Source organism: Streptomyces vulcanius (genome assembly GCF_042653945.1).
In the GTDB taxonomy this organism is placed as follows: Bacteria; Actinomycetota; Actinomycetes; order Streptomycetales; family Streptomycetaceae; genus Streptomyces; species Streptomyces mangrovi.
This window is the reverse complement of sequence record NZ_JBHSFK010000003.1, coordinates 184,229-196,292: the sequence shown is the minus strand read 5'-3', so window position 1 is coordinate 196,292 and position 12,064 is coordinate 184,229. Positions and strand designations below refer to the sequence as shown.

At 71.0% G+C, this 12,064-nt stretch carries 15 protein-coding genes and 1 riboswitch; of the genes, 8 read left to right on the top strand and 7 right to left on the bottom strand.

What is annotated here, in order from left to right; genetic code table 11:
* Positions 1 to 16: 16 nt before the first annotated feature.
* From thiE to ACFPIH_RS05625, 4 genes are all read right to left on the bottom strand, one after another.
* Positions 17 to 664 carry a thiamine phosphate synthase gene (thiE, locus tag ACFPIH_RS05640; protein WP_381175413.1) on the bottom strand — a complete coding sequence of 216 codons (648 nt, stop codon included), beginning with the start codon at positions 662 to 664 and terminating at the stop codon, positions 17 to 19.
* A gap of 119 nt (positions 665 to 783) precedes the next feature.
* Positions 784 to 1,149 carry an Rv2175c family DNA-binding protein gene (locus ACFPIH_RS05635; protein ID WP_381175415.1) on the bottom strand — a complete coding sequence of 122 codons (366 nt, stop codon included), beginning with the start codon at positions 1,147 to 1,149 and terminating at the stop codon, positions 784 to 786.
* A gap of 57 nt (positions 1,150 to 1,206) precedes the next feature.
* Positions 1,207 to 2,448: an NAD(P)/FAD-dependent oxidoreductase gene (locus tag ACFPIH_RS05630; protein WP_381175417.1), complete on the bottom strand. Its 1,242-nt coding sequence runs from the start codon at positions 2,446 to 2,448 to the stop codon at positions 1,207 to 1,209.
* 47 nt (positions 2,449 to 2,495) lie between these two features.
* Entirely contained in the window at positions 2,496 to 2,846 is a 351-nt protein-coding gene (locus tag ACFPIH_RS05625; RefSeq protein WP_381175419.1) for an avidin-fold protein, read from the bottom strand.
* Between the two features lie 52 nt (positions 2,847 to 2,898).
* Positions 2,899 to 3,010: riboswitch (TPP riboswitch) on the top strand.
* Here ACFPIH_RS05625 and thiO point away from each other — a divergent pair.
* From thiO to ACFPIH_RS05595, 6 genes are all read left to right on the top strand, one after another.
* The gene (thiO, locus tag ACFPIH_RS05620) at positions 3,008 to 4,174 is read left to right on the top strand and encodes a glycine oxidase ThiO (protein ID WP_381175421.1); all 1,167 of its coding nucleotides are present in this window, start codon (positions 3,008 to 3,010) and stop codon (positions 4,172 to 4,174) included. It overlaps the preceding riboswitch by 3 nt.
* 20 nt (positions 4,175 to 4,194) lie before the next feature.
* Positions 4,195 to 4,395: a sulfur carrier protein ThiS gene (thiS, locus tag ACFPIH_RS05615; RefSeq protein ID WP_381175573.1), complete on the top strand. Its 201-nt coding sequence runs from the start codon at positions 4,195 to 4,197 to the stop codon at positions 4,393 to 4,395.
* A 5-nt stretch (positions 4,396 to 4,400) separates the two neighbouring features.
* Complete coding sequence (locus ACFPIH_RS05610; RefSeq protein WP_381175423.1) at positions 4,401 to 5,195, top strand: thiazole synthase; 795 nt, start codon at positions 4,401 to 4,403, stop codon at positions 5,193 to 5,195.
* Between the two features lie 213 nt (positions 5,196 to 5,408).
* The gene (gene pknB, locus ACFPIH_RS05605) at positions 5,409 to 7,343 is read left to right on the top strand and encodes a Stk1 family PASTA domain-containing Ser/Thr kinase (RefSeq protein ID WP_381175425.1); all 1,935 of its coding nucleotides are present in this window, start codon (positions 5,409 to 5,411) and stop codon (positions 7,341 to 7,343) included.
* 34 nt (positions 7,344 to 7,377) lie between these two features.
* The gene (locus ACFPIH_RS05600) at positions 7,378 to 8,295 is read left to right on the top strand and encodes a deoxyribonuclease IV (RefSeq protein WP_381175427.1); all 918 of its coding nucleotides are present in this window, start codon (positions 7,378 to 7,380) and stop codon (positions 8,293 to 8,295) included.
* 28 nt (positions 8,296 to 8,323) lie between these two features.
* Positions 8,324 to 8,785, top strand: coding sequence for a DUF4396 domain-containing protein (locus tag ACFPIH_RS05595; protein WP_381175429.1), 462 nt, complete (start codon positions 8,324 to 8,326; stop codon positions 8,783 to 8,785).
* Positions 8,786 to 8,796: 11 nt separating this feature from the next.
* Here ACFPIH_RS05595 and ACFPIH_RS05590 read toward each other — a convergent pair whose 3' ends face one another.
* On the bottom strand, positions 8,797 to 9,429 hold the full coding sequence (locus tag ACFPIH_RS05590) for a sulfite oxidase-like oxidoreductase (RefSeq protein ID WP_381175431.1): 633 nt from the start codon (positions 9,427 to 9,429) through the stop codon (positions 8,797 to 8,799).
* A 187-nt stretch (positions 9,430 to 9,616) separates the two neighbouring features.
* Here ACFPIH_RS05590 and bfr point away from each other — a divergent pair, with 187 nt between their 5' ends.
* On the top strand, positions 9,617 to 10,096 hold the full coding sequence (bfr, locus tag ACFPIH_RS05585) for a bacterioferritin (protein WP_046590908.1): 480 nt from the start codon (positions 9,617 to 9,619) through the stop codon (positions 10,094 to 10,096).
* A gap of 9 nt (positions 10,097 to 10,105) precedes the next feature.
* Here the strand turns inward: bfr and ACFPIH_RS05580 are convergent, their stop codons facing one another.
* Both ACFPIH_RS05580 and ACFPIH_RS05575 read right to left on the bottom strand, forming a co-directional pair.
* Positions 10,106 to 10,327: a (2Fe-2S)-binding protein gene (locus ACFPIH_RS05580; RefSeq protein WP_381175434.1), complete on the bottom strand. Its 222-nt coding sequence runs from the start codon at positions 10,325 to 10,327 to the stop codon at positions 10,106 to 10,108.
* 142 nt (positions 10,328 to 10,469) lie between these two features.
* Positions 10,470 to 11,822 (bottom strand): class II 3-deoxy-7-phosphoheptulonate synthase, encoded by a 1,353-nt coding sequence (locus tag ACFPIH_RS05575; RefSeq protein ID WP_381175436.1) that lies wholly within the window; start codon positions 11,820 to 11,822, stop codon positions 10,470 to 10,472.
* A gap of 96 nt (positions 11,823 to 11,918) precedes the next feature.
* Between ACFPIH_RS05575 and ACFPIH_RS05570 the strand changes: the two genes are divergently transcribed.
* Positions 11,919 to 11,975: a trp operon leader peptide gene (locus ACFPIH_RS05570; protein WP_071528813.1), complete on the top strand. Its 57-nt coding sequence runs from the start codon at positions 11,919 to 11,921 to the stop codon at positions 11,973 to 11,975.
* Positions 11,976 to 12,064 lie beyond the last annotated feature (89 nt).

Here is a 12,064-nt window from a genome sequence, read left to right as displayed (position 1 = left end):
CCGGTTGAAAGCCGGGCTACTGCTGACGCAGCCGCTTGGCGAACTCGGCCGCCGCGGCGCCGGGGTCGTCCGCCTCGGTGATCGCGCGGACGACCACGACCCGGCGGGCACCCGCGTCCAGTACGTCGTCGAGGTTGGCGAGGTCGATTCCGCCGATGGCGAACCAGGGCCGGTCGGTGCCCAGGGCCGCGGTGTGGCGGACCAGGCCGAGGCCGGGGGCGTGACGGCCGGGCTTGGTGGGGGTGGGCCAGCATGGGCCGGTGCAGAAGTAGTCCACGCCCTCCTGGACGGCGGCGGCCTCCGCCTCCGCCTCGGCGTGTGTGGAACGGCCTGTCAGTATCTCGTCGCCGAGGATCGCGCGGGCCGCCGGGACCGGCAGGTCGCCCTGGCCGAGGTGGAGGACGTCGGCGCGGGCGGCGTGGGCGACGTCCGCCCGGTCGTTGACCGCGAGCAGCCGGCCGTGCCGGGCGCAGGCGTCGGCGAACACCTCCAGGTGCTCGAGTTCCTCGGCGGCCTCCATGCCCTTGTCCCGCAGCTGGACGATGTCGACGCCGGCCGCGAGGACCGCGTCCAGGAACTCCGGAAGGTCGCCCTGACGGGTGCGGGCGTCGGTGCAGAGGTAGAGGCGGGCGCGGGCGAGACGGGCGCGCGCGGTTTCGGGCATACGTGTCCCCCCGGGGCGGTGGCGTACGGGGACCGCGGGCCCCCGTACGCCTGGTGTGCGGCGAACGTACTACTACTGATCAGAACGCACTGATGCTGATCAGAACGTACAGATACTGATCAGACGGCGAGCGCCTGGGCGCGGCGCTTCACCTCCGTACCGCGGTTCTCGCTGAGCGCCTGCGCGGGGGTGCCGGGCAGGGTGGGGTCGGGGGTGAAGAGCCACTCGATCATCTCTTCGTCCGTGAAGCCGTCGTCCCGCAGCAGCGTGAGGGTCCCGGACAGGCCCTTGACCACCTTGTCCACGTCGATGAAGGCGGCGGGGACGTGCAGCGCGCGGTTCTCCCCACGGCGTACGGCGATGAGCTGGCCCTCCTTGACCAGCTGCCGCACGCGCGTCACCTCCACGTCGAGCATCTCCGCGATGTCGGGGAGGGTGAGCCACTCGGGGACGAGGGCATCGATCTTTGCGTCAATCTCGGTCACATCACCAAGACTGCCATCCCGGACTGACAGTGGGTAGCCGAGCCTCCTCCTGGAGGGCTAGCGGGTCGCCGCCTTCAGGGGCCGGGCCGGGTCGGAGAGCAGGTCGGGTCGCATCGAGGCACCGGCGTCGATGAGGCGTCGTCCCTGGGCCAGATCGCGGGGTCGGCCGACCGCGAGGAGCGCGACGAGCCGGTCCTCGCGCAGCCAGCAGACCGTCCAGGCGGGCCCCGCCGGGTCGCCGCGCCACAGCAGGGTGTCGTCGCCGGTGTGGTGGCCGGCGTACTGGACGAAGCGGCCGAACTGCTCGGACCAGAAGTACGGCACCGGGTCGTAGACCGCCGGGGGCTCGTCGGTGGCGGAGCCGATGATGTTCGCGGCGACCGTGCGCGGCCCCTGGAGGGCGTTGTCCCAGTGGTGGACGAGAAGCCGCTCGCCGTACCGCCCGGACGGGAAGGACGCGCAGTCGCCGACGGCGTACACGTCCGGCACGGAGGTGCGCAGCCGGTCGTCGGCCAGCACCTCGCGGTGCGCGCCGAGTTCGACGCCGGAGCCGGTCAGCCAGGCGGTGGCGGGGCGGGCGCCGATCCCGACGACCACGGAGTCGGCGGGCAGCCGGGTGCCGTCGTCGAGAACGACCGCGCCCGGCTCGACACGCGCCACGCGCGCGTGGGTGCGCAGAACGGCACCGCTGTCGGCGTACCAGGAGGCCATCGGGGCGGCGACCTCGGCCGGCAGGACGCCGGCGAGCGGCCGGTCGGCGGCCTCGACGACGGTGACGGCGCAGCCGGCCTCGCGCGCGGCGGTGGCGAACTCCGCGCCGATCCAGCCGGCGCCGACGACCACGATGTCGTGCTGCCGGACGAGCACGGGCCGCAGCCGTTCGGCGTCGTCCAGGGTGCGCAGCAGATGGACGCCGGGCACACCCTCGGCGCCGGGCAGCCGGATCGGTTCGGCGCCGGTGGCGAGGACCAGGACGTCGTACGGGACGGGCCCGGCCTCGGTGTCCAGGGTCCGGTCGGCGGGGCGCAGACCGAGCACCTCGCGGCCGAGCACCAGCTCGATGCCGAGGCTCTCGAAGTCGACGTCGAAGGCGGAGCCCTCGGCCTTGCCGAGCAGGACGGCCTTGGAGAGCGGGGGCCGGTCGTAGGGCTGGTGGGGTTCGGCCCCGATCAGTGTGACCGCGCCGTCGAAGCCCTGTTCGCGCAGGGCGACCGCGGTCTGCACGCCGGCCATCCCCGCGCCGACGACGACCACGCGCCGCCCCGCCGGACTGCCTTCTTCGCTCGTCAGCTCGCTCACCTGATCACCATAGACTGAATCAACAACGTCAACTGACGGATAGTCAATCAGTCGTCGTGCTCCGTGACCTGCTCCACAACGCTCATACCGCTGCCGTGCCGGGACTCCCACTCCCAGGTCTCCTCGAGGCGCAGTCGCCCGTCGGGCAGTTCGACGACCGTGGACGCGCAGTGGCCGCAGGACGTGGTCCCGTCGTGCCCGAGCTGGACGTACCTGAAGTCGAGCCGGTCCCCCTCCCGGGTACCCACCAGATGCCCGCGTACGACGTCGCCGCCCGCGTAGTCCGCCCAGATGACGCCGTCCCGCTCGTGGTAGGCGAAGCGGGTGCGGGTGCCGACCTGGCCCGGCGCCTGGTCGGCGACAGGGGCGAGGACGAGGCCTTCGAGCGGACGGACCATGGACGGAGGCTCCCTTACTGCGGCGTGCGGGGTGGGACTAGGGTGGCCGACGTAGAGCACTCGCGGGAGCCCGGACGCACCGGGCTGAGAGGGAGGCTGGCGGCCTCCGACCGTACGAACCTGATCCGGGTCATGCCGGCGAAGGGAGGGGCTGGACGCCCATGTCGCGTACACACACCTCGGACGTCCTCGTCGTGGGGGGCGGGATCATCGGGCTCGTCACGGCGTGGCGGGCCGCGCAGCGCGGGTTCGCCACGGCGGTGGTGGACCCGGAGCCGGGCGGCGGGGCCGCGCGCGTGGCGGCCGGGATGCTGGCCGCCGTCACCGAACTGCACTACGGCGAGCAGACCCTGCTGGGCCTGAACCTGGCCTCGGCCAGGCGCTACCCGGACTTCGTGGCCGAGCTGACGGAGGCGGCCGGGCACGGCCTCGGCTACCGCCGGTGCGGCACGCTCGCGGTGGCGCTGGACGCCGACGACCGCGCCCACCTGCGGGAACTGCACACGCTCCAGGCGCAGTCGGGGCTGGCCTCGGAGTGGCTGTCGGGGCGCGAGTGCCGGCGCCTGGAGCCGATGCTCGCGCCGGGGGTGCGGGGCGGGCTGCGGGTGGACGGCGACCACCAGATCGACCCTCGGCGGCTGGCCGACGCGCTGGTCGTCGCCTGCGAGCGGGCGGGTGTGGTCTTCCACCGGGCATGGGCGGAGCGGCTGTCCGTCGTCGGCGGGCGGGCCGCGGGGGTCGTGACGCGGGACGGTACGGCGCTGGGGGCGGGGCAGGTGGTACTCGCGGGCGGCAGCCTCAGCGGACGCCTCGCGGGGGTCCCGGAGGACGTACTGCCGCCCGTGCGGCCGGTGAAGGGGCAGGTGCTGCGGCTGACCGTGCCGCCCCGGAACGCGCCGTTCCTGAGCCGGACCGTGCGGGCCGTGGTACGCGGCAGCCAGGTGTATCTGGTGCCGCGCGAGAACGGCGAGCTGGTCGTGGGGGCCACGAGCGAGGAGCTGGGCTTCGACACGACGGTGACGGCGGGGGGCGTGTACGAGCTGCTGCGCGACGCGCACGAACTGGTGCCGGGGATCACGGAGCTGCCCCTGACGGAGACGCGCGCGGGGTTGCGGCCCGGGTCGCCCGACAACGCGCCGCTGCTCGGTCCCACCGAGCTGGACGGGCTGCTGCTGGCGACCGGGCACTACCGCAACGGGGTGCTGCTGACACCGGTCACCGGTGACGCGCTGGCGCACGCCCTCGCCACGGGTGAACTCCCCGACGAGGCCCGTCCCTTCACGCCCCGGCGTTTCGGCGCCGCCGTTCTCACGGAGCAGCGCGCATGAACGTCCCGGTGAACATCTCGGTGAACATCTCGGTGAACGGTGAGTCCCGTGCGGTCGCCCCCGGTACGGCGCTCGACAGCGTCGTACGGTCGTTGACGCCGGCCCCCTCCGGGGTGGCCGCCGCGCTCAACGAAACCGTCGTCCCGCGCGCGGAGTGGGCCGGTACGGCGCTCTCCGAGGGCGACCGGGTGGAAGTCCTCACCGCCGTGCAGGGAGGCTGAGCGCCATGGCCGACGATCTTCTGTCTCTCGGCGGTACGTCGTTCTCGTCCCGGCTGATCATGGGGACGGGGGGTGCGCCCAGCCTGGAGGTGCTGGAGCGGGCGCTCGTCGCGTCCGGGACGGAGCTGACGACGGTCGCGATGCGGCGGGTGGACCCGGGGGTACGGGGCTCCGTGCTGTCCGTGCTCGAACGGCTCGGGATCCGGGTGCTGCCGAACACCGCGGGGTGTTTCACGGCCGGGGAGGCGGTGCTGACGGCCCGGCTGGCGCGGGAGGCGCTGGGGACGTCCCTGGTGAAGCTGGAGGTCATCGCCGACGAGCGGACGTTGCTGCCGGATCCGGTGGAGTTGCTGGAGGCGGCGGAGACGCTGGTGGACGACGGGTTCACGGTGCTGCCGTACACGAACGACGATCCGGTGCTGGCACGGAAGCTGGAGGACGTGGGGTGCGCCGCGGTGATGCCGCTGGGCTCTCCGATCGGGTCCGGGCTGGGGATCCGCAACCCCCACAACTTTCAGCTGATCGTCGAGCACGCGGGTGTGCCGGTGATTCTGGACGCGGGGGCCGGTACGGCGTCCGATGCGGCGTTCGCGATGGAGTTGGGGTGTGCGGGGGTGATGCTGGCGTCGGCGGTGACGCGCTCTCGTGACCCCGAGCTGATGGCGTCCGCCATGCGGGCGGGTGTCGAGGCGGGAAGGTCGGCCCGGCTGGCCGGCCGCATCCCCCGGCGCTACTTCGCGGAGGCGTCGTCCCCCACGACCGGTCTTGCGACACTGGACCCCGAACGCCCGGCTTTCTAGCGCATTTTCCCCACCCACGCACCACCTGTTTCCAGTCGGCCGGGGAGGTGGACGTCGCCCGTGGGGCCCCAGCCCCGTCGGCGGCCGGCCCGCCGTCGTACGCGATCGGTGCCGCCCCCCGCCGTGCGTGTGCCGCGTTACAGGTGCGCTGCAGTTCTGCTGCTCGGGGGTGGAGGCGGTGGGGTTGTCGGTGGCGGCTCGTAGACTCGCTGCGTGGACACGACCCTTCAGGACCCTCTGGTCGGGCAGGTGCTCGACAGGCGGTATCGCGTCGATGCGCGGATCGCGGTCGGCGGGATGGCCACGGTCTACCGGGCCGTGGACACCCGCCTCGACCGTGTGCTCGCGCTCAAGGTGATGCATCCGGCGCTCGCGGCCGACGGAGCGTTCGTCGAGCGGTTCATCAGGGAAGCCAAGTCCGTCGCCCGGCTCGCGCACCCCAATGTCGTACAGGTGTTCGACCAGGGTGCCGACAGCTCGTATGTGTATCTCGCGATGGAGTACATCGCGGGCTGCACGCTGCGGGACGTGCTGCGGGAGCGCGGCGCGCTGGCGCCGAGGGCCGCGCTGGACATCCTGGAGCCCGTGCTGGCCGCGCTCGGTGCCGCGCACCGGGCCGGGTTCGTGCACCGGGACATGAAGCCCGAGAACGTGTTGATAGGGGATGACGGGCGGGTCAAGGTCGCCGACTTCGGGCTGGTGCGGTCCGTGGACACCGTCACCAGTACCACCGGGGCGGTGCTCGGGACCGTCGCGTATCTCGCGCCCGAGCAGATCGAGACTCCCGCTGCCGCCGACCCCCGGGTCGACGTGTACGCGTGCGGTGTCGTGCTCTACGAGATGCTCACCGGGGAGAAGCCGCACGACGGCGACTCCCCCGCGATCGTGCTCTACAAGCATCTCCACGAGGACGTTCCCGCGCCCTCCGCCGTCGTACCGGGGCTGGCGTTCGAGCTGGACGAGGTCGTCGCGTCGGCCACCGCCCGCACTCCGGCGGTCCGGCCCTACGATGCCGTCGCGCTGCTCGGTCACGTGCGGGAGACGCGGGCCGCGCTGCGCGAGGAGCAGCTGGACGCGGTGCCGCCGCAGGCCCTCGCCGCGGAGCACCCCCACGCCGAGGACCGGACGAGTGTCATTCCGCGGTCGCTGACCGTACCCCGCCCGCTGCCGGTCAACGAGCCGGTCGACGGGGAGGGGTCCTTCAACCACACCGCGCGGTTCCAGAGCGCGCCTCCGCTGCCGCCCCGGCGGCGTTCCGCGCGGCCCCGGCGTGGGCTGCTCGCGCTGGTCGGTGCCGTCCTGCTGGTGTTCGGGCTCGGGGCCGGCGTCTGGTACATCAACTCCGGTCAGTTCACCAAGGTGCCGGCCGTGCTGACGCAGCAGCAGGCCAAGGCCGAGCAGCGGCTGGAGGCGGCCGGGCTGGAGGTCGGCGAGGTCGAGCACGCCTACAGCGACACCGTGCGGCGCGGCACGGTCATCAGTACGGACCCGGAGCCGGGCGCGAAGATCCGCAAGCACGACTCCGTCACGCTCACCGTCTCGGACGGACCGGAGACGGTGAAGGTGCCGGACGCGACCGGCTCGCGGCTCGACAAGGCCAGGGAGTTGCTGAAGGGCGACGGGCTGGAGCCGGGGATGGTGACGCGGGAGTTCAGCGACGACGTCCCCGACGGATTCGTGATCAGCACCGAACCCGCGGCCGGCACCGAGCGGCGCGCGGGTTCCGCGGTCGCGATCGTCGTCAGCAAGGGCAGCCCGGTGGACGTCCCGGACGTCACGGGCGAGGATCTGGCCGACGCCAAGGCCGACCTGGAGGAGGCCGGGCTGAAGGTGGAGGTCTCCGCCGAGCAGGTCAACTCCGAGTTCGACAAGGGCCAGGTCGCGGCACAGACCCCGGAGGCGGACAGCCAGGCCGCCGACGGCGACACGGTGACGCTGACGCTGTCCAAGGGCCCCGAGCTGATCGAGGTCCCGGACGTCACCGGCGACAGCGTCGACGACGCGAAGACCGCGCTGGAGGGGGCCGGCTTCAAGGTCGAGGAGGACCGCGGACTGCTCGGGCTGTTCGGCGACACCGTGAAGAAGCAGTCGGTGAAGGGCGGCAAGACGGCCCCCAAGGGGTCGACGATCACCATCACCATCCGGTGACCGGGCGGGGTTGCGGGCATGACACCCTGAACCGGTGAGCAAACAGCCCTTCCCCTCCCGCAACCCCGTCGGCGGGCATGTCCCGGTGGCCGGCGGGCTGCACTCCGTCGGGCTGTCGTACGCCGAGGACCTGAAGGCCGAGACGGTCCAGGTGTTCGTCGCCAACCCGCGCGGCTGGGCCACCCCGGCCGGCAACCCGGCGCAGGACGAGGCGTTCCGCGAGGTGTGCGCGGCCCGGTCGATCCCGGCGTACGTGCACGCGCCGTACCTGATCAACTTCGGCTCGCGCACCGAGGCGACGGTGGAGAGGTCGGTGGAGTCGCTGCGCCACTCGCTGCGCCGGGGGCGGGCGATCGGCGCGCTGGGCGTGGTCGTGCACACCGGAAGCGCGACGGGCGGGCGGGAGCGGTCCGTGGCGCTCAAGCAGGTACGGGAGCGGCTGCTGCCGCTGCTGGACGAGCTGACCCACGACGACGATCCGTTCCTGCTGCTCGAGTCGACGGCCGGGCAGGGGTCCTCCCTGTGCTCCCGGACCTGGGACTTCGGGCCGTACTTCGAGGCGCTCGACGCGCATCCGAAGCTCGGCGTCTGCCTCGACACCTGCCATGTCTTCGCCGCAGGACACGACCTGACCGGCCCGTCCGGCATGCACCAGACGCTCGACCTGCTGGTGGACACCGTCGGCGAGGGCCGGCTGCGGCTGATCCACGCCAACGACTCCAAGGACGTGGTCGGCGCCCACAAGGACCGCCACGAGAACATCGGCGCCGGTCACATCGGCGAGGACCCGTTCCGCGCGCTGATGACCCACCCGGCGACGGAGGGCGTACCGCTGATCATCGAGACGCCCGGCGGCAAGGAGGGGCACGCGGCGGACGTGGAGAAGCTGAAGAAACTCCGGGACGACGAAGCGACGACTGAAGCGACAACTGAAGCGACGACCGAAGCATAGTAATACCCCTGGGGGGTATGCCAGACCCATGGAGCAGCACGAGCGGCACACATCGCACGGATGGGCCCCCGCGGTCCAGGCCACCCTCCACTGCCTCACCGGCTGCGCCATCGGCGAGGTGCTCGGGATGGTCATCGGCACGGCGCTCGGCTGGGACAACCTGCCGACCACCGTTCTGGCGATCGTCCTGGCGTTCTTCTTCGGCTACTCGCTCACCCTGCGCGGGGTCCTGAAGGCCGGCCTCGGCTTCCGGGCCGCACTGCGGGTGGCGCTGGCCGCGGACACGCTGTCGATCGCGGTGATGGAGCTGATCGACAACGGGGTGATCGCGCTGTGGCCGGACGCGATGGACGCGGAGCTGGCCGACGTCCTGTTCTGGGCCTCGCTGGCGATCTCGCTGGTCATCGCCTTCGTCGTCACAGTGCCGGTCAACAAGTGGATGATCGGCCGCGGCAAGGGACACGCCGTGGTGCACCAGTACCACCACTGACCGTCACCCGGTCACAGCTCCGGGCCGTCACCCGGCCGCTCCTGGTAGGAGTAGCGCTGTTCCTTCCAGGGGTCGCCGACGTTGTGGTAGCCGCGCTCCTCCCAGAAGCCGCGACGGTCGGCGGTCATGTACTCGACGCCGCGGACCCACTTGGGCCCCTTCCAGGCGTAGAGGTGCGGGACGACCAGGCGGAGCGGGAAGCCGTGCTCGGCGGTGAGCAGTTCGCCGTCCTTGTGGGTGGCGAAGATCGCGCGCTCGGAGGCGAAGTCGGCGAGGCGCAGATTGGAGCTGAAGCCGTACTCGGCCCACACCATCACATGGGTGACGTCGGCTGCGGGCGGCGCGATCTCCAGGAGGGTCCGGGCGGGGACTCCGCCCCACTCCGCGCCGAGCATGCTGAACTTCGTCACACAGTGCAGATCGGCCACGACGGTGGTGTACGGCAGGGCCGTGAACTCCTCGTGGCTCCAGGAGTGCTTGGCACCGTCGGCGGTGGCGCCGAAGACGCCGAACTCCCAGCGTTCGGGCCGGAACTTGGGGACAGGGCCGTAGTGTGTGACGGGCCAGCCCCGTTGCAGTCGCTGCCCCGGTGGAAGCTCGGACGCCGCTGCTTCTCCCATTTCCCGCTCGACCGGCTGACCCATGACTCCATCCTGACAGACCCCGGGCGGTGCACATGACCAGGCATGTCCGGAATCGGGCAACTAATACTAAGCATGGACTAACTTACTAAGTACGCACTTACTGGACGATCTTCGGTGCCGGTGAAATCATGCGGCGGAAACCTCCCCCCGAACCTCCCCGACCCCCCAGGTGGAAGGAGCCTCTGCGATGCAGGGCGACCCCGAGGTCATCGAGTTCCTCAACGAGCAGCTCACCGGCGAGCTCACCGCGATCAACCAGTACTTCCTGCACGCCAAGATGCAGGAGAACTTCGGCTGGACGAAGCTCGCGAAGTACACGCGCCACGAGTCCTTCGACGAGATGAAGCACGCGGAGGTGCTCACCGACCGCATCCTGTTCCTGGAAGGGCTGCCCAACTACCAGCGGCTCTTCCATGTGCGCGTGGGCCAGACCGTCAAGGAGATGTTCGAGGCGGACCGCCAGGTCGAGGTCGAGGCGATCGACCGCCTGCGGCGGGGCATCAAGGTGATGCGCGAGAAGGGCGACATCACCTCCGCGAACATCTTCGAGTCGATCCTCGAGGACGAGGAGCACCACATCGACTACCTCGACACCCAGCTGGAGCTGGTGGAGAAGCTCGGTGAGGCCCTCTACATCGCGCAGCTGATCGAGCAGCCCGAGAGCTGAGTCAGGCCGTCAGGCCGCTTCTTCCAGGTCGGAGAGAGCCGGCTGGACCTCGGTCAGGTCGCGGCGCTGACAGGCGCCCCGGCCGAGGATCGCCTGGATGCGACGGACGCACGAACCGCAGTCCGTGCCGGCCTTGCAGGCGGAGGCGATCTGGCGGGGCGTGCAGGCGCCGTTCTCCGCGTGCTGCTGGACCTGCGCCTCGGTCACACCGAAGCAGCTGCAGACGTACACGCGGACTCACCTCCTGCCGAGATCAATAAGGCTAACCTAACCTTACCCGGCGCTCAGAGACCGCAAAAGTGGAACGGGGCGCGGATCGTATGTGATCCGCGCCCCAGAGCCATTACCCGAAATTACTGACGGTCATCGATGGTTACTGGTCGCGGTACATCTCCGCGACGAGGAAGGCCAGGTCCAGGGACTGGCTGCGGTTGAGACGGGGGTCGCAGGCCGTCTCGTAGCGCTGGTGGAGGTCGTCGACGAAGATCTCGTCGCCGCCGCCCACGCACTCGGTGACATCGTCACCGGTGAGCTCGACGTGGATGCCGCCCGGGTGGGTGCCGAGGCCCTTGTGGACCTCGAAGAAGCCCTTGACCTCGTCGAGCACGTCGTCGAAGCGGCGCGTCTTGTGGCCGGAGGCCGCCTCGAAGGTGTTGCCGTGCATCGGGTCGGTCACCCAGGCCACGGTCGCACCCGACGCGGAGACCTTCTCCACCAGCTCCGGCAGCTTGTCGCGGACCTTGTCGGCGCCCATGCGGACGATGAAGGTCAGCCGGCCGGGCTCACGGTCCGGGTCGAGGCGCTCGATGTAGCGCAGCGCCTCCTCGGCCGTCGTCGACGGGCCGAGCTTGATGCCGATCGGGTTGCTGATCCGCGAGGCGAACTCGATGTGCGCGCCGTCCAGCTGACGGGTGCGCTCACCGATCCACACCATGTGCCCGGAGACGTCGTACAGCTTCCCGGTGCGCGAATCGACCCTGGTCAGCGCCGACTCGTAGTCCAGCAGCAGCCCCTCGTGCGAGGAGAAGAACTCGACCGTCTTGAACTCCTCCGGGTCGGTCCCGCAGGCCCGCATGAAGTTCAGCGCGTTGTCGATCTCCCGCGCCAGCTGCTCGTAGCGCTGACCCGACGGGGAGGACCGCACGAAGTCCTGGTTCCAGGCATGGACCTGACGCAGGTCCGCGTAGCCGCCGGTGGTGAAGGCGCGCACCAGGTTCAGCGTGGACGCGGAGGCGTGGTACATCCGCTTCAGTCGCTCGGGGTCCGGGATCCGGGCGGCCTCGGTGAAGTCGAAGCCGTTGACGGAGTCGCCGCGGTAGGTCGGCAGCGTCACGCCGTCACGGGTCTCGGTCGGCTTCGAACGCGGCTTGGAGTACTGGCCGGCGATCCGCCCGACCTTCACCACAGGCACCGACGCCGCGTACGTCAGCACGGCGCCCATCTGGAGCAGCGTCTTCAGCTTGTTGCGGATGTGGTCGGCCGACACCGCGTCGAAGGCCTCGGCGCAGTCTCCGCCCTGGAGAAGGAACGCCTCTCCCTTGGCGACGGCCGCCATCCGGGCGCGCAGCTGGTCGCACTCGCCCGCGAAGACGAGCGGCGGATACGACTCCAGCTCCGCAACGACTGCGCGCAGAGCCTCGGGGTCGGGGTACTCGGGCTGCTGCGCCGCGGGCAGATCTCGCCAGGTGTTGCCGGCGCTCGGGCCGGTCTTAGCGTTCACGGTCACCCCCCCAACATTACGGGGTCGTGTCGCGTCGTTTTCCCCCGGTTCGACAGGTGAGACACGCCCCCGCTCAGGTGGGCATGGGGTAGGGTGCCTGCCATGTTCGCGCACTCGACCCAGAACTGGTGGTGGACCGCTCATCCGGCGGCCCACTGACTGCGCGTACGCAAGACTTCGCGAAGGCCGCCCGAGGGGCGGCCTTCGGCGTTTCCGGGGTCCGTTCCTCACTCGCATCGACGACATCG

Coding starts and splice junctions, on each gene's coding strand:
- ACFPIH_RS05625 (WP_381175419.1), bottom strand. CDS start 2,846: ATGGTCCGTCCGCTCGAAGGCCTCGTCCTCGCCCCTGTCGCCGACCAG.
- bfr (WP_046590908.1), top strand. CDS start 9,617: ATGCAGGGCGACCCCGAGGTCATCGAGTTCCTCAACGAGCAGCTCACC.
- thiO (WP_381175421.1), top strand. CDS start 3,008: ATGTCGCGTACACACACCTCGGACGTCCTCGTCGTGGGGGGCGGGATC.
- ACFPIH_RS05595 (WP_381175429.1), top strand. CDS start 8,324: ATGGAGCAGCACGAGCGGCACACATCGCACGGATGGGCCCCCGCGGTC.
- ACFPIH_RS05610 (WP_381175423.1), top strand. CDS start 4,401: ATGGCCGACGATCTTCTGTCTCTCGGCGGTACGTCGTTCTCGTCCCGG.
- thiE (WP_381175413.1), bottom strand. CDS start 664: ATGCCCGAAACCGCGCGCGCCCGTCTCGCCCGCGCCCGCCTCTACCTC.
- ACFPIH_RS05590 (WP_381175431.1), bottom strand. CDS start 9,429: ATGGGTCAGCCGGTCGAGCGGGAAATGGGAGAAGCAGCGGCGTCCGAG.